Genomic DNA, 14,869 nt, shown 5'->3' with positions numbered 1-14,869 from the left:
CACCGTGACGTCACCGCCAGGTTCGGCCCGGCGGTTACGTTCAGCCGGTGATCCTGGACGCATCTGCCGCCGACACCTACACCGTCCGCGATGATGACGACGACGACCCCGAACTGGTGCTGCTGCCCAGCGGGGAAGTGGTCGACACCTGGCGCGAGGGCTACCCGTACGACGAGCGGATGAACCGGCAGGAATACGAGGAGCAGAAGCGCCTGCTGCAGATCGAGTTGCTGAAGCTCCAGAAGTGGAGCCAGGCCAACGGGCTGCGGCACGTCATCGTCTTCGAGGGCCGCGACGCTGCCGGTAAGGGCGGCACCATCAAGCGGTTCATGGAGCACCTCAACCCGCGCGGCGCCCGCGTCGTCGCGCTGGAGAAGCCGACCGAGAAGGAACGGACCCAGTGGTACTTCCAGCGGTACGTCACGCACCTGCCGGCCGCCGGCGAGATCGTGCTGTTCGACCGCTCCTGGTACAACCGGGCCGGTGTCGAGCGCGTGATGGGCTACTGCACGCCGAAGCAGCACGCTGAATTCGTCCGCCAGGCACCGCTTTTCGAGCAGATGCTGGCCAACGACGGCATCAGCCTCACCAAGCTGTGGTTCTCGGTGACCCAGGCCGAGCAGCGCACGCGCTTCACCATCCGCCAGGTCGACCCGGTGCGGCAGTGGAAGCTCTCGCCGACCGATCTCGCCTCGCTGGACAAGTGGGACGGCTACACCGCGGCCAAGGAAGAGATGTTCGCCTGGACGGACACCGAGGTCGCGCCGTGGACTGTCGTGAAGAGCAACGACAAGAAGCGCGCCCGGATCAACGCCATGCGGCATGTTCTCGGTAAGTTCGACTACGACAACAAGGACCATGAGGTGGTCGGGCACGCCGACCCGCTGATCGTGGGACGGGCGCTGTCTGACTGAGTGGCGCCCACCAACGTAGGAGGGCGCTTGCGATTCGTCGCGACATTGCTGTTGTGGCTGGTCACCACCGTCGCTGTGGCGGTGGCTGTGCCGGTCTGCTGGGCGCAGCACACACTTGTCGACCGGGGCGGCTACGTCGCGCTGGCGACCACGGCAGCCAAGAACCACGAACTGCAGAAGGCCACGGCCAGCGAGCTGGGCATCCAGATCAACAAGCTGGCCACCAGCGCGGGATACGACCTGAGCACCAGCACCATGTCGAACGCCGCCGGTCTCTACACGTCCAGCTCGGCGTTCCCGGGGCAGTTCGGCACCGCGAACGGCTATGCGCACGACTGGCTGTTCACCGACACCATGGCGCACTCGGACGCGTCCGGCCGGTGGGTCGTCGACCTGTCGCCGATGCTGTCGGACCGGTCGTTCAAGGCGACGCTGTCGGCGCTGGGGATTCGCGTCCCGTCGAAAATCGAAGTGCCGATCACCGATTCGGCCCAATCCGTGCGACCGGGCCAGTTCCGTGCGGCGACGACGTGGGGGCCGTGGGCGCGGGTCGGTATCTGCGTGCTGACGGGCGTGTTCGCCCTCCTCACTCTGGCGGTGACCCGATCCCGCGGGAAAACCGTTGCCGCCCTCGGCATCTCGACCATGATCGTCGGCGCCGCCGGCTGGGCCGGCATCGAGGTCGGACGCCGTTACATCAATGACGGCCTGAACCGCACCACCGGCAACGTCCGCCAGGTGGCCGATGTCATGGTCGACACCGCGATCGCCAACGCCCACCAATGGCTCAACATCACCCTGGCCATCGGCGGCGGGCTGGTGGTGCTGGGGGTGCTCGTCACGCTGGTGGGCAACGTCGGCCGGCGCGTGGTGCGCAAGCCCAAGCCTGTAGCAGCCCCCGCCGCCTGACAGTGATTTGTGCACGAAAATCCGCGGCCGGCGCGGAAAATCGTGCACAAATCACGAGCCGATGGTGCGCTCCAGGAACGAGTAGACCAGCGCGGCTTTGAATGCGGCCTGCGAATTGTCCGCGGCTCCACCGTGCCCGCCCTCGATGTTCTCGTAGTAGCTGACGTGGTGCCCGGCGGCCTCGAGGGCCGCCGTCATCTTCCGGGCGTGGCCGGGGTGCACCCGGTCGTCGCGCGTCGACGTCGTCATCAACAGGGCCGGGTACTTCCGGTCGGCCGAAATGTTCTGGTACGGCGAGTACTTCGAGATGAACTCCCAGTCGTCGGGGTTGTCGGGGTCGCCGTACTCGGCCACCCACGACGCGCCGGCGAGCAACAGGTGATACCGCTTCATGTCGAGCAACGGCACGCTGCACACCAGGGCACCGAACAACTCCGGGTACCGCGTGAGCATGACGCCCATGAGCAGGCCGCCGTTGCTGCCGCCCTCGGCGGCGAGCTGTTCGACGGTGGTGATGCCGCGGCGCACCAGATCGGCTGCGACGGCGGCGAAATCCTCGTACACCAGGTGGCGGCCTTCGCGCATGGCCTGCGTGTGCCAGCGCGGTCCGTACTCACCGCCGCCGCGGATGTTGGCCTCGACGTAGGTACCGCCCTGCGTCAGCCACAGCCGACCGAGCACGCCGGCGTAGCCGGGCAGCATCGACGACTCGAAGCCGCCGTATCCGCTGAGCAGCGTCTTGCGTGGCTCGGTCACGTCACGTTGTCCCACAACGAAATACGGAATCCGCGTGCCGTCGGCCGATGTTGCGAAATGCTGCGACACCTCGACCTCGGAGGCGTCGAAGAATGCCGGTGCGCGCTTGATCTCGGTGACCGCGCCGCCGGCGTGTCCCCACAGCAGCCGCGACGGGCTGTCGAATCCACTTGAGTCGAGGAAGATCTCATCGCCGTACTCGTCGACGTCGACGATGACCGTGGTGGCGTGCTTCGGCACGCCCGGAATGTCCTCGCGCTCCCAGGTACCGGGCGTGACCAGTTCAATGTGACCGATGACGTCGACCAGCGTCTGCAGCAGCAGCCGGTCGCGGGTCCACGCGAAGTTCTGCATGCTGCTGTGCTCGTCGGGCTCGAAAACCACGCTCAGATCCCGGTTTCCGGCGAGGTAGTCGTCGTACCGGGTGGCCAGCAGCGTGCCCGCGGCGTACGTCGTCTCACCGACGGTCCACTCGACGCGCGGCCGGATCAGCAGCCACTCGCGGTGGATGGAGATGGCGGCATCCGTGGGCACATCGATGCGGATCAGTTCGCCGCCGCGGACTTCGTAGCGTTCGCGGTTGAAGAAGTCGGTGGACTGCGACACCAGCAACCGCTCGAAACCCGGTGTGCTGTCGTAGCCGGCGCCGACGCTGACGTCGGATGCCGCGCCTTCGAAGATCGTGACGGCCTCGGACAGTGGCTGCCCGCGGTGCCACCGCTTGACGATCCGTGGGTACCCCGACTCGGTCATGGCGCCCGGCCCGAAATCGGTGCCCACCAATACCGTGTCGGGCGTCTCCCAGGAGACGCTGGACTTGGCTTCCGGCAGATTGAACCCGTCCTCGACGAATTGCCGTGTCTCCATGTCGAACTCGCGCACGACGGAAGCGTCGGCCCCACCGCGCGACAGCGCGACCAGCGCCAGGTTCAGCCCCGGCTCGATGACGTCGGCGCCGGCCCAGACCCAGTTCTCGTCCTCGTCGGCCGCGAGCTTGTCCAGATCGATCAGCACGTCCCACTCGGGGACTTCGGTGCGGTAGCTGTCCAGCGTGGTGCGCCGCCACAGCCCGCGGGGATTCTCCGCATCGCGCCAGTAGTTGTAGAGAAACTCACCGCGCCGGCGGACGTACGGGATGCGGGCGTCGGTGTCCATCACCTCGAGGGCGTCGGCACGCATCTGCTCGAAGCGCTCGCCACCGAACTCGGCGATCGTCGGCTCGTTGTGCTCGCGCACCCAGGCGAGGGCGTCGTCACCGGTGACGTCCTCGAGCCAGAGGTAGGGATCTTCCGGGGCGGCGGATTCAGAACTCACCCGGTCATTCTTACTCCCCGGCGTAGGGTGGCCGTATGCCATCTCGGGCACTGATCACCGCCGAGGCCGCCGAGCTGCTGCGCGCGCTGCAAAACCAGCACGGCCCCTTGATGTTTCACCAGTCGGGCGGATGCTGCGACGGTTCCTCGCCCATGTGTTACCCCGATGGCGACTTCATCGTCGGGGACCGGGACGTGCTGCTGGCCGTCCTCGACGTCGGTCCCGACGGCGTCCCGGTGTGGATCTCAGGGCCGCAGTTCGAGGCCTGGCAGCACACCCAGCTGATCATCGACGTGGTCGCGGGCCGGGGTAGCGGGTTCAGCCTGGAGGCGCCCGAAGGCAAGCGCTTCCTGTCGCGCGGGCGGGTGTTCACCGAGACGGAGAACGCCGAGCTCAATGCACGGCCCCCCGTCACCGGCGCGCAGTACGTGCAGGGTGCCAGGCCGGTGCAGGACGGCACGTTGATCGTCGACCACGTCGAAGAGGCGTGCCCCGTGCCGGCTGCGCGTCAGGATTCGACGTAGGTCGTGGCTTCGTCCACCGCGGCTACTTCTGCAAGGTGAACTGGACGACGTCGGCCTGCTTGTTGCGGAACAATTCCGCGCACCCGGTCAGGTACTTCTCGTAGCGGTCGTAGATCTCCTGGGACTGGATTTTCAGGGCCTCGTCCCGGTGTGCCGCCAAGTTCCGCGCCCAGATGTCGAGGGTCGTGGCGTAATGCGGCTGGAGTGACTGTTTCCGGGTGACGGTGTATCCGGCCGCGGTCGTGAGCTCCTCCACCACGGGGATGATCGGCAGCCGGCCGCCCGGGAAGATATCCGTCAACAGAAACTTCACGAATCGGGCGAACTCGAAGGTCAGCGGTATGCCGAGTTCCTTCGCGTCGCGGAAGTCGAAGCCACAGATGGTGTGCAGCAGCATCACGCCGTCGGGTGGCATGGCCGCGTACGTCCGCCGGAAGAACTCCGGATAGCGGTCCGGTCCGAAATGCTCGAAGGCGCCGATCGAAACGATCCGGTCAACCGGCTCGTCGAACTGCTCCCAGCCCTGCAGCCGGACCTCGCAGCTGCGGGCGGTCGCCATCCGGTCGAAGGTGCGCTGCACATGGGCCGCCTGGTTCCTCGACAGCGTCAGGCCGATCACATCGACGTCGTACCGTTCGACGGCACGCAGCATCGTCGAGCCCCATCCGCAGCCGATGTCCAGCAACTTCATTCCCGGCAGCAGGCCGAGCTTGCTGAGCGCCAGATCGATCTTCGCGAGCTGGGCCTCCTGCAACGTCATGTCGTCGCGCACGAAGTAGGCGCAGCTGTAGGTCTGGGTCGGATCGAGGAAGAGCCGGAAGAATTCGTCAGACAGGTCGTAGTGCGCCTGCACATCGCTGAAGTGCGGCGTCAGGGAATTGGACATCAGGCACCGACCCTTTTCTGACGATAGGTCTCCGCCGAATACCCCGTTTCGGTTCGTTGAATCGGTCTCCCGACCCTCCACGCCGAGTCGCCTATAAGGTGTGCATGTGACTCACTATGACGTCGTCGTTCTCGGAGCCGGTCCCGGCGGATATGTCGCCGCAATTCGCGCAGCCCAGCTGGGGCTGACCACCGCCATCGTCGAACCGAAGTACTGGGGCGGCGTCTGTCTCAACGTGGGATGTATCCCGTCGAAGGCCCTGCTGCGCAACGCTGAGCTGGCGCACATCTTCAACAAGGAAGCCAAGACCTTCGGCATCAGCGGCGAGGCCACCTTCGACTTCGGCGCGGCATTCGACCGCAGCCGCAAGGTCGCCGAGGGCCGCGTCGCGGGCGTGCACTTCCTGATGAAGAAGAACAAGATCACCGAGGTTCACGGATACGGCACCTTCACCGGGCCCAAGTCGATGTCGGTCAAGCTCAACGAAGGTGGCACCGAGGAGCTCACCTTCGACAACGCGATCATCGCGACCGGCTCGTCGGTCCGGCTGGTGCCCGGCACCTCGCTGAGCGAGAACGTCGTGACTTACGAGAAGCAGATCATGACGCGGGAGCTGCCCGGCTCGATCATCATCGCCGGCGCGGGCGCCATCGGCATGGAGTTCGCGTACGTCCTGAAGAACTACGGCGTCGACGTCACCATCGTCGAGTTCCTGCCGCGCGCGCTCCCCAACGAGGACGCCGAGGTCTCCAAGGAGATCGAGAAGCAGTACAAGAAGTTGGGCGTCAAGATCCTCACCGGGACCAAGGTCGAGTCCATCAAGGACAACGGTTCGGACGTGACCGTCGTGGTCAGCAAGGACGGCGCCACCCAGGAACTCAAAGCCGACAAGGTGTTGCAGGCCATTGGTTTCGGGCCCAACGTCGAGGGCTACGGCCTGGAGACGACGGGTGTCACGCTCACCGAACGCGGCGCCATCGACATCGACGACCACATGCACACCAGCGTCCCGCACATCTATGCCATCGGTGACGTGACGGCCAAGCTGATGCTGGCGCACGTCGCCGAGGCGATGGGCGTCGTCGCCGCCGAGACCATCGCCGGCGCCGAGACTCTGACCTTCGATGACTACCGGATGATGCCGCGCGCCACGTTCTGCCAGCCGCAGGTCGCGAGCTTCGGGCTCACCGAGGAGCAGGCCAGAGAAGAAGCGGCACGACGAGGGTCCGACATTGTTGTCGCCAAGTTCCCCTTCACGGCCAACGGCAAGGCACATGGTTTGGCGGACCCGACCGGTTTCGTGAAGCTGATCGCTGACAAGAAGCACCTCGAATTGCTCGGTGGGCACCTGATCGGCCCCGACGTATCCGAGCTGCTGCCCGAGCTGACGCTGGCCCAGAAGTGGGACCTGACGGCCACCGAACTGGCCCGCAACGTGCATACCCACCCGACGCTGTCGGAGGCGCTGCAGGAAGCCATCCACGGCCTGGCCGGCCACATGATCAACTTCTGAGTCGGTCTTGCGCGCGAACGTTGTTGCCGCGATAGGCGGTTTGGTCGTCGGTCACATGCTCTGGCTGGTGGCCATCTCGCTCGCGCTGGACACCACCAGCATCAGTTTCTGGGTGCTGGTGATGTCCGGCGTGGTGTTCGTGGTGGCCGGCGTCGCAGTGTTTTTCGCGCGAAAGTTTCAGGAGCGCAAGGCTTTTGCGAAGTCCGCGTTCCTGTGGTGCCTGCCCGTCGCGCCGGTGCTGATGACGCTCGCGGTGCTCGGAGTCACCTACCTCTAGCCGTCGAGACTGAGCTTGTGTGTCAAATTCTCCTGGAACTTCGCACACAAGCTCATGTTCGAGCGCCTAGTCCGGGAAGTCCAGCGGCACGCGCAGCGTCGCGATGGTGGCCGCCAGTCCGTCGTATTGCGCTGCCAACAAGCAGAATTCGATGAGCTGCTTGCGGTCCAGGTAGGACGCCAGCGATTTCCACGTCTGGTCCGACACCGACCGCGTGATGACGAACTCGTCCGTCGCGGTGATCAGGACGCGCTGCCGGTCGGTGAGCCCCTCGGCGTCCGGTCCCTCGAAAATCCGGGCCTGCGTCTCGGCATCGACGCCGCGGCTGCGGGCGAGCCGGCGGTGCTGCTGCAGCTCGTACTCACTGCCGCGCAGATGCCCGACGCGCAGGATCACCAGCTCGGCATCCTTGAGCCCCAGCTTGCTGCGGCCCAGCAGCATGCCCGAGTAGGGGAGGAACGTCAGGAACAGCAGGTGATGCTGGCCAAGGACGTTGAAGAGCGCGAATCTCGGGGCCCGGATCGTCTTGGCACCGATCTTGGCGATGACCCAGTTGAGCGGTCCCAGTTCACGGAAGCCGCCGGGTTCGATGCGGGCCGGCTCGATGCTGTTCACAATTCCCGAGTCTGGCACAGGCGGCGGGGTCTTAGGGTCGAGCGATGGGGTGGCAACGGGTGGGGGCCGTGATTTTCGCGGTCGCGTTGATGGTCGTTGGTTGTAGTGACCGGGTGACGGATGTGGTGGTGTCGCGGGCCGCCGACCACCCGCTGCTGCGGTACCTGCCGACGCTGGCCGACGTGCCGGGGATGGTCGAGGTCGGCTACGAAGTGCCGCGCAATGATGAATTCTCCGCACATCGTCGAACCGAGTGCTCGTGGTATCCCGAACCGGGTGACCCGGACGGGCCGCAACTTTCTGCCGCCTACTGGGAGGACACCGATCGCAACGGCAGCGTGATCAACGTTCAGCTGTGGCGAACCCGCCCCGGAGAGAACGTCGTCGACGAGATGGCGACATGGGGGACCCGCTGCGCCACCTACCGCGACGTATACGGCACCTGGGCCGTCCGGACATTTCGCAACATTCCTGGAATACCCACCGATGCAATCCAATTCGACACGATAAAGACGTCGCGCGAGCTGCACGACCCCGACCCCGACTCGACTGGGCCTTACCAACGGACCGTCATTCTGGAGCGCGACGGGGTGGTCCTGCGGGCCCGTGTCGCGCCCTCCGGATTGCATCCACCAACGGACCACGATCTCGCGCAGGTGGTCAACGCTTTCGTCAGGCATGCGGCTGCGCAACCGTCCGATGCCATCCAGACGTCGAGCATTGCGCCGTGGCCCGCGGCGCAGCTCTCGGCACTGGTCATGACACCACCGGTCAAGAGCGGCAATCGAGTGGTGCGATTGTCACCGCAGCCGAGGGGCGACGCGCCTGCGGACTGCTCAGCCGACCCACTCTCGTCGTCCCGATCCGGCGCCGATCGATTGGTGGATGCGCTCGAAGTCGCGACGGTCTTGCGCGAGCACGACGGGTACGACGGCATCGCGGCCGTGAATGAATGGGTCAACCGTTGCAGCACACAGCCGTTCGTGCCCGAGGTCTGCGCTGACAAAGCGAAGGAGGCACACCTGGAAGCCACGCCGCCGGTACGGATCGAAGGCGAGTTGGTGTCCGGCTACCAGGGCGTCGTGCTCGGCGAGAGCTATGTGAAGACCACGAAGTACTGCCAGCCGGATTCTGTGGTGGCCCAGATGGTCCGGGTGCGCGGAATCTTGTTGCGGGCGGCGCCGCTGGTGGTGCAGCGCGCCGAGGGTGAGGATCGAAGTCAAGCGCGCCGGCGCGCGATCGACGACCAGCGCCAACAGCTGGCCTACGTGATCCTCCATGTGCAGCGGGCGCGCTGACGTTTCGCTGAGTCGCAAATTGGTCGCAAATTGCTGGTAGCGGCGGCCGACGGCCTATCGTCTATGCGTGTTCACCGAACATTCACCCTTCCTTAAGGAGGGTGTACCGCCCCGGACGAAGGTCGCGATCGGCATTGCGCTGGTCGCGACGTTCATGTGCGCGCTGCAGATCACGGCGATGCTGTGCGGTTTCCGGGGTCCCCTTGAGCGCCTGATCAGTGATTACGTCGGAGCGCCTGCGGGGTTCACGGTGCCCTGGGCAGCTCTGGTGGTGGCTTTGGTCGCAGTGCCGCGGCAGTACCGGTTGCCGGCGGCGGGCGTGGCGGTGGGGCTCGATGTGGCATTTCTCGGGGGCCGCGAGTTTCTTGGTCTGCCTTCGGCCATGGGCAGCGGCGCGCTGGTCGTGCTGACCGGGCTGGGGGTGTTTGCCCTGCTGCGGTGGACGGGCCCACAGCGTGACACCGCGCTGAAGGGCGTCGCCACCGGCCTCCTGCTCGTCCTGGCCACCAAAGCCGGTGACGCCTGGCTGACCATCACATCTCTGACGCGTCCCACTGTTCTCGATGAGTTCGCGGCGCGGGCCGACGTTGCGCTCGGACAGCCGTCTTGGGTGCTGGGGCAGCTGGTTCAGCACCACTCGGTCCTCTACTTCGTGCTGCACTGGGTGTACCTCGAACTGTCCGCCGCCGCGACCGTGGTGGCCATCTACCAGCTGCGCAACGTCACCACCGGCGGACGGTGGCCGCAGCATTTCGTCGTGCGGACTTTTCTGGTGCTCGGCCTGGTCGGCCCGTTGATCTATCTGATGTTCCCGTTGGTCGGGCCGACCTACGCCTTCGGTTCGGCCGGGGGCGGCTTTCAGGTCGGCGACTTCTGGCCCGCGCTCCTGCCGCCGGTTGACGGATCTGCGGTTCCCATCGCGTTCGACACGTCGACCCCGCGCAACTGCATGCCGTCGCTGCACACGGCGTGGGCGCTGGCCGTGTTCATCCACTCGCGGTCGGGTCCGCGGTGGCTGCGCATGGGCGGCACCTGCTGGCTCGTGGGCACCCTCGCCGCGACGCTGGGCTTCGGCTTCCACTACGGCGTCGACCTCGTCGTCGGTGCGGCATTGTGCCTGACGGTGGAATCGGCTCTGCGGGAACGGGTTCGGCCGGCACCCCATGCGAGGCTGCGACTGATTGCCGGTGGCGTGGCCATCATCGTCGGTCTGATGCTGTGCGTCCGTTATCTGTCCGAGTGGATGGCGCACTATCCGATCATGTTCGGGCTGCTCATCATTGGGGCGCTCGCGACGCTGGTCTACGGCTTCTACGGCACGTTCTTCTCGCCTCCGGGCGCACCTGCGCCGGCGATCGAGCGCTTGCCCGGCGAGGCGTCAGAAAGTCCAGCTGCGTGACGGCTGCAGGACGAAGCCGTGCTTCTTGTCGTCAATACACGCAACGAGGTTGACGTCGGCAGCGCACGTGAAGTACGTGACCCCTTGCGCGTCGTAGGTCATCTTGCTGCCGTTCGGAAGTCGCTTTTCCAATGGGCCCGACGTACATGAGGTGGTGGACTGCCGGAAGCGGTAGGGCTGCGGATCCCCGTCCCGCAGCGGCACACTGTTGGGCCCGACCGACGTGCAGCTGCTGTCGGTACTGCCCGAGCTCGTACCGGGCAGCGCGAATGGCGTCGAACAGCTCATCGCGGTGTATCCGTTGATGCTGCAACGGATGCCGTCCGCGGTGGAGAACTCCTCGGTTGTCCCGGTGTGCTCCTTGACATCGTAGTCGTGGCTGTTGACCAGAACGTACTTGTCCAGGTTCGGGAAATTCGTGAGTTCGGCGCGGGCAGTAGTCGGCGTGGGGCTGGCCGGGTTGCTGGTACAAGCGGCACCCGCAAACGCGGTGGCAATGAGCGACATAGTTATTAGTTGCCTGGCAGGCATGATGCACCGTTCCGTGGATAGCGGTTGTCGCACTGGACTAGAACGTCCAACTGCTCGATGGCTGCAGGACGAAGCCGTGATCGTGTCGATCGACGCAGGCAACGAAGTTGGAGTCGGTTGCGCACGTGAAGTACGTCGCGCCGTCGGCGTCGTAATTGATCTTGCTGCCTGCGGACAAGCGTCTGGGGTTGTCATCGGATACACACGGGGCTGGCTGCTGTTTGAACTGGTAAGGGTGAGGATTATTGGGATCGGCAGGTATGGATTTGTTGGCGACGAACGTGCAGCCCGACCCGGTGCCGGCGGGTGCCTGATCGGACAGTGCGAACGGGGCAGTGCAACTCATCCCCGCATAGCCGTTGATGTAGCAGCGAATTCCGCTCTCGGTTTTGAATTCTTGGGTGCTGCCCGAATGTTCCACCACGTCGTAGGGACGACTATCGACCGAAACAAAATTGTTGAGGTCGGGAAACCCAGCAGGTGGGGCCGCCGCCGTGGATGGGGCCAAAACAAGCGCGAGCGATAAGGACAGCATTGTCGCCGTACCACTTACTGCCGAATTCATGCGCACCTCCGTCAATGCTGGATACCGAAAGTGGTCGTGAACGTCTTGGGGTTGTAAGGCTGTCCAGGATCCACGACGCGGTCCCACGTGCTGACCCGCACATCGAGTGTCTCGACGTGGGTCACCGGGTCAAGATGCGTGCCGACGATTGTCGGTCCGTACGGCGCGCCACCCGGAAAGTTCTGCGGCGGGATCAAGACGGTTGGGCGGGCTGTAAGTAGGCCCTCAGGCGTCGACGCGGTGACTGCCGAGACCGCTGGGTTCGCTTGCGGATGTGCGGGGTCGAAATTGTCGGACCCAACCAAGGCAAAGCCGCCACCTTGAAGTGCGACCAGTTGATTCTCGCGTGCTCCGGGCAATCCCTGGACCGTTCCTACTGGATGCAACGACTCGAGCCACTTACCCGGAGGGTCTCCGGGTTTGATCGGGTCGGACTGCCATAGGACGCGCTGGGTGTCCATGTTCTTGGGGCCGGTGTTTCCGACTATTGCCATGCGGCCGGTCTTTGGGTCGTAGGCGCCGCTGGCCTGGTAGATGAGGTTGCCACCCGTATCCTGCAAGGCGCCGAGCATGGTTGGATGATTGGGGTCGGTGAAATCCCAGGCTTTGCCAGCTGTGCTGAACGGGTTGTTTCCCGGAGGAATGTGATCGGCGTCGGGATAACTGAAGAAGCCATACCTCTCCCCGTTGGGGCCGAGCGCCGTGCCCGTTGGGATCGGTCGGGTGCCGGGTTGGCTTGGGTCGTTGGCCCTTTCGCTTTCAGGGCTCCTCGGCCCAGGCGGGTACTTGTGTCCGTCATCGGTGGCCGACCGGGGGTCACCGCCGAAGGTCGGCCCCTTCCCGTCGGGATAGCCGTCCTGTAGGTCGTACTGGCTTTGCTCGTACTTCAGAGGGCCGGCCGGGCCATTGATCGTTGGTCCGGCCGGACCGGCACCGTCCCCGGGACCAGTGGCGGGCCCGCCGCCGAGCTTGAATCGCTCGAGGTCGGCAGCGCACCGCTTCAGCTCGGCGGCCCACTGTTGGTCCACTGCTGCGAGTTTCATCGCGTGGCCGCAGATGGATACCTGGTGAAGCTGAATCGCGAAATCGCGCAGCACCCGCTGAGGCCCGTTGGGCATTTGCGTCAACTTGTCCGTGACCACCAGGTCCTCGCTGACGGCGAACATGTCATCTTCAGCGTCCGTAATCGCCTTGACCGCGTCCCGCTTCGCTGCGCCGATTGCCTGCGCACCCTTGGTTGCCGTCGTTTGAGCGTGCTCGATCTGTTCCAGTGCCGCACGAACTTTGGCCGCGTCGGCTTGCAGACGCGCCCGGGCCTGCTCACCCGCAGTGCCGCTCCAGTCGGCGTTCTCGAGTCCGTGCTGGGCTTTGTCGTAGGCGTCCTTCAACGTCGTGGCGCGCTGGCCCCACGCCTTTGCCGCAGCCTCCAGTGCATCCGTGCTCCACCCCTGGACCTGCGATTTCGTCGGCATCGACACCGGTGCGGACAAGACTCCTACCGACCCGGCATTGCCCGCGACACAGCCGCGCCACCCGCGGCGTCGGCGGCCTCGTAGGCAGCGGCGGCCTTGGTCAGATTGCCGCCGAATTCGGTCAGCGCCGTCGCGCATTCACCATCGACGTGATCGATCCCAGCGGACACATCACCGACGGCAGCCGCACTCGGCTGCCACGCGGAGCCGGCGGCGACCGGAGACGACGCGGCTTTCAATCCGCCGGCGATGTCGCTGAATTCCCCGGCGAGCGACCGCAGGCCGGCCGGATCGACCTTCAACGTAGAGGGAGCCACGCATCAAGCCTATGCCCGCGCCGGCACCCGGCCGGTCACTGATTCGCGCGCTTCACCACATACGGCGTCACGGTGCTGCGGTGTTCGTCGAGGTCGAGTTCCCGGCCCAACGCGGGGAACGCCCGCTGCGGACAGTTGTCCCGCTCGCACACCCGGCAACCCGAGCCGATGGGCGTCGCCGCGCCGCCCGACAGGTCCAGCCCTTCGGAGTAGACCAGCCGATTGGCATGGCGCAGTTCGCAACCCAGCCCGATGGCGAACGTCTTGCCCGGCTGGCCGTACCTCGCGGCCCGTCGTTCCACGGTGCGCGCCACCCACATGTAGTTGCGCCCGTCGGGCATCTGCGCGATCTGGACCTGCATCTTGCCGGGGTTCGCGAATGTCTCGTAGACGTTCCACAGGGGACAGGTGCCGCCCGACGAGGAGAAGTGAAAACCGGTGGCGGACTGGCGTTTCGACATGTTCCCGGCCCGGTCGACACGGACGAACGACAGCGGTACGCCCCGCATCGACGGCCGCTGCAGCGTCGACAGCCGGTGCGCGATGGTCTCGTAACTCACCGAGTGATAGGCCGACAGGCGCTCGACGTCATAGCGGAATTCCTCTGCGACAGCGTGGAATTGGCCGTAGGGCAGCACCGCCGCGGCGGCGAAGTAGTTGGCCAGTCCCATCCTGGCCAGCTTCACCGACTCCTCGCTGGTGAAATTGCCCTCGGACACCAGGCTTTCCAGCAGGTCGCCGAATTCCAGGTAGGCCAGTTCGGCGGCCAGCTTGAACACGTACTGGCCCGACGACAGGTGACCGCCGATCTCCAGCGTCCTGGTCTCCGGGTCGTACCGGTGCAGCACGTTGTCGCCGAGTTCGAGCCGCTGCACGATGCGCACGTGGTGCACGCGACTCAACCGTTCGGCCAGTTCGCGGGACAGCTCGGACCTCCGCATGTGCATGCGAAGGATGAATTCCTCGGCGGCGGTGTCGAGTTCGTGGAGGTAGTTCTGGCGTGTGTAGAAGTAGTCGCGGACCTCTTCGTGCGGCATGGTGATGGCGCCGCTGCCACTGCCGTCGGAGAACCGGTCCTCGGTGGCGGCGGCCAGCTGCGCGGTGGACAGCCGGTAGCGGCGGTGCAGATCGACCATCGCACGGGCCATGGTCGGGTGGGTGCTGACCAGATCGGCGATCTCGGGGATGTCGACGTCGACGCCGAGGTCTCGATCCATCAGCGCTTCGCGCAACTCCGCGACGAGGCGGGTGTCGTCCTGGGAGGCGAAGAAGGTCGCGTCGACCCCGAACACTTCCGTGATGCGGAGCAGTACGGCGACACTCAGCGGCCGGACGTCGTGCTCGATCTGGTTGAGGTAGCTCGGCGAGATGTCGAGCATCTGCGCCAGCGCGGCCTGGCTGAAGCCGCGTTCGCCGCGGAGCTGTCGCACCCGTGAGCCAACGAAGGTCTTCGCCATGACACCAGCCTAACAACTATGTGAATACCGTCTTCGCATAATTGGCAAATCTGGGCTGTGGCAGGATCGGGCCCGCGGGTGAGCTGGGCGATCCAGCCGTGTGGACCCGCTGGGAAAGGGGC

General features: G+C 65.5%; 15 protein-coding genes. 7 read left to right on the top strand and 8 right to left on the bottom strand.

What is annotated here, in order from left to right; translation table 11 throughout:
- The first annotated feature begins 47 nt into the window (after nucleotides 1-47).
- Nucleotides 48-914: a polyphosphate kinase 2 gene (gene ppk2 / locus ACWW1C_RS24705; RefSeq protein ID WP_455980706.1), complete on the top strand. Its 867-nt coding sequence runs from the start codon at nucleotides 48-50 to the stop codon at nucleotides 912-914.
- Nucleotides 915-941: 27 nt separating this feature from the next.
- Nucleotides 942-1,823, top strand: coding sequence for a hypothetical protein (locus ACWW1C_RS24700; RefSeq protein WP_455980705.1), 882 nt, complete (start codon nucleotides 942-944; stop codon nucleotides 1,821-1,823).
- A 51-nt stretch (nucleotides 1,824-1,874) separates the two neighbouring features.
- On the opposite strand, the gene ACWW1C_RS24695 is transcribed toward ACWW1C_RS24700, so the two are convergent.
- Nucleotides 1,875-3,893, bottom strand: a complete 2,019-nt coding sequence (locus ACWW1C_RS24695) for a prolyl oligopeptidase family serine peptidase (RefSeq protein ID WP_455980704.1) — start codon at nucleotides 3,891-3,893, stop codon at nucleotides 1,875-1,877.
- A gap of 35 nt (nucleotides 3,894-3,928) precedes the next feature.
- Between ACWW1C_RS24695 and ACWW1C_RS24690 the strand changes: the two genes are divergently transcribed.
- A complete protein-coding gene (locus ACWW1C_RS24690) occupies nucleotides 3,929-4,417 on the top strand; it encodes a DUF779 domain-containing protein (protein ID WP_455980703.1) in 489 nt (162 codons plus the stop codon).
- 22 nt (nucleotides 4,418-4,439) lie between these two features.
- On the opposite strand, the gene ACWW1C_RS24685 is transcribed toward ACWW1C_RS24690, so the two are convergent.
- On the bottom strand, nucleotides 4,440-5,303 hold the full coding sequence (locus tag ACWW1C_RS24685) for a cyclopropane mycolic acid synthase family methyltransferase (protein ID WP_455980702.1): 864 nt from the start codon (nucleotides 5,301-5,303) through the stop codon (nucleotides 4,440-4,442).
- Nucleotides 5,304-5,409: 106 nt separating this feature from the next.
- Between ACWW1C_RS24685 and lpdA the strand changes: the two genes are divergently transcribed.
- Both lpdA and ACWW1C_RS24675 read left to right on the top strand, forming a co-directional pair.
- Nucleotides 5,410-6,816 (top strand): dihydrolipoyl dehydrogenase, encoded by a 1,407-nt coding sequence (lpdA, locus tag ACWW1C_RS24680; RefSeq protein WP_455980701.1) that lies wholly within the window; start codon nucleotides 5,410-5,412, stop codon nucleotides 6,814-6,816.
- Between the two features lie 67 nt (nucleotides 6,817-6,883).
- Entirely contained in the window at nucleotides 6,884-7,093 is a 210-nt protein-coding gene (locus tag ACWW1C_RS24675; RefSeq protein ID WP_455980700.1) for a hypothetical protein, read from the top strand.
- Between the two features lie 66 nt (nucleotides 7,094-7,159).
- On the opposite strand, the gene ACWW1C_RS24670 is transcribed toward ACWW1C_RS24675, so the two are convergent.
- Nucleotides 7,160-7,708, bottom strand: a complete 549-nt coding sequence (locus tag ACWW1C_RS24670) for a carboxymuconolactone decarboxylase family protein (protein ID WP_455980699.1) — start codon at nucleotides 7,706-7,708, stop codon at nucleotides 7,160-7,162.
- Between the two features lie 59 nt (nucleotides 7,709-7,767).
- On the opposite strand from ACWW1C_RS24670, the gene ACWW1C_RS24665 reads away from it, so the two are divergent.
- Nucleotides 7,768-9,006: a hypothetical protein gene (locus ACWW1C_RS24665; RefSeq protein WP_455980698.1), complete on the top strand. Its 1,239-nt coding sequence runs from the start codon at nucleotides 7,768-7,770 to the stop codon at nucleotides 9,004-9,006.
- Between the two features lie 67 nt (nucleotides 9,007-9,073).
- Entirely contained in the window at nucleotides 9,074-10,405 is a 1,332-nt protein-coding gene (locus ACWW1C_RS24660) for a DUF5933 domain-containing protein (RefSeq protein ID WP_455980697.1), read from the top strand.
- Here ACWW1C_RS24660 and ACWW1C_RS24655 read toward each other — a convergent pair.
- The 5 genes from ACWW1C_RS24655 to ramB all read right to left on the bottom strand — a co-directional run bounded on the left by ACWW1C_RS24655 (nucleotide 10,385) and on the right by ramB (nucleotide 14,747).
- Nucleotides 10,385-10,912, bottom strand: a complete 528-nt coding sequence (locus tag ACWW1C_RS24655) for a hypothetical protein (RefSeq protein WP_455980696.1) — start codon at nucleotides 10,910-10,912, stop codon at nucleotides 10,385-10,387. The genes ACWW1C_RS24660 and ACWW1C_RS24655 overlap by 21 nt on opposite strands.
- 61 nt (nucleotides 10,913-10,973) lie before the next feature.
- The gene (locus ACWW1C_RS24650) at nucleotides 10,974-11,501 is read right to left on the bottom strand and encodes a hypothetical protein (protein ID WP_455980695.1); all 528 of its coding nucleotides are present in this window, start codon (nucleotides 11,499-11,501) and stop codon (nucleotides 10,974-10,976) included.
- 11 nt (nucleotides 11,502-11,512) lie between these two features.
- Nucleotides 11,513-12,991, bottom strand: coding sequence for a hypothetical protein (locus ACWW1C_RS24645; RefSeq protein WP_455980694.1), 1,479 nt, complete (start codon nucleotides 12,989-12,991; stop codon nucleotides 11,513-11,515).
- A 5-nt stretch (nucleotides 12,992-12,996) separates the two neighbouring features.
- A complete protein-coding gene (locus ACWW1C_RS24640) occupies nucleotides 12,997-13,290 on the bottom strand; it encodes a type VII secretion target (protein ID WP_455980693.1) in 294 nt (97 codons plus the stop codon).
- A gap of 35 nt (nucleotides 13,291-13,325) precedes the next feature.
- Nucleotides 13,326-14,747 carry an acetate metabolism transcriptional regulator RamB gene (ramB, locus tag ACWW1C_RS24635; RefSeq protein ID WP_455980692.1) on the bottom strand — a complete coding sequence of 474 codons (1,422 nt, stop codon included), beginning with the start codon at nucleotides 14,745-14,747 and terminating at the stop codon, nucleotides 13,326-13,328.
- Nucleotides 14,748-14,869: the final 122 nt, after the last annotated feature.

This window comes from Mycobacterium sp. HM-7 (assembly GCF_053852335.1).
This window is presented reverse-complemented; position numbering and strand designations above follow the sequence as displayed.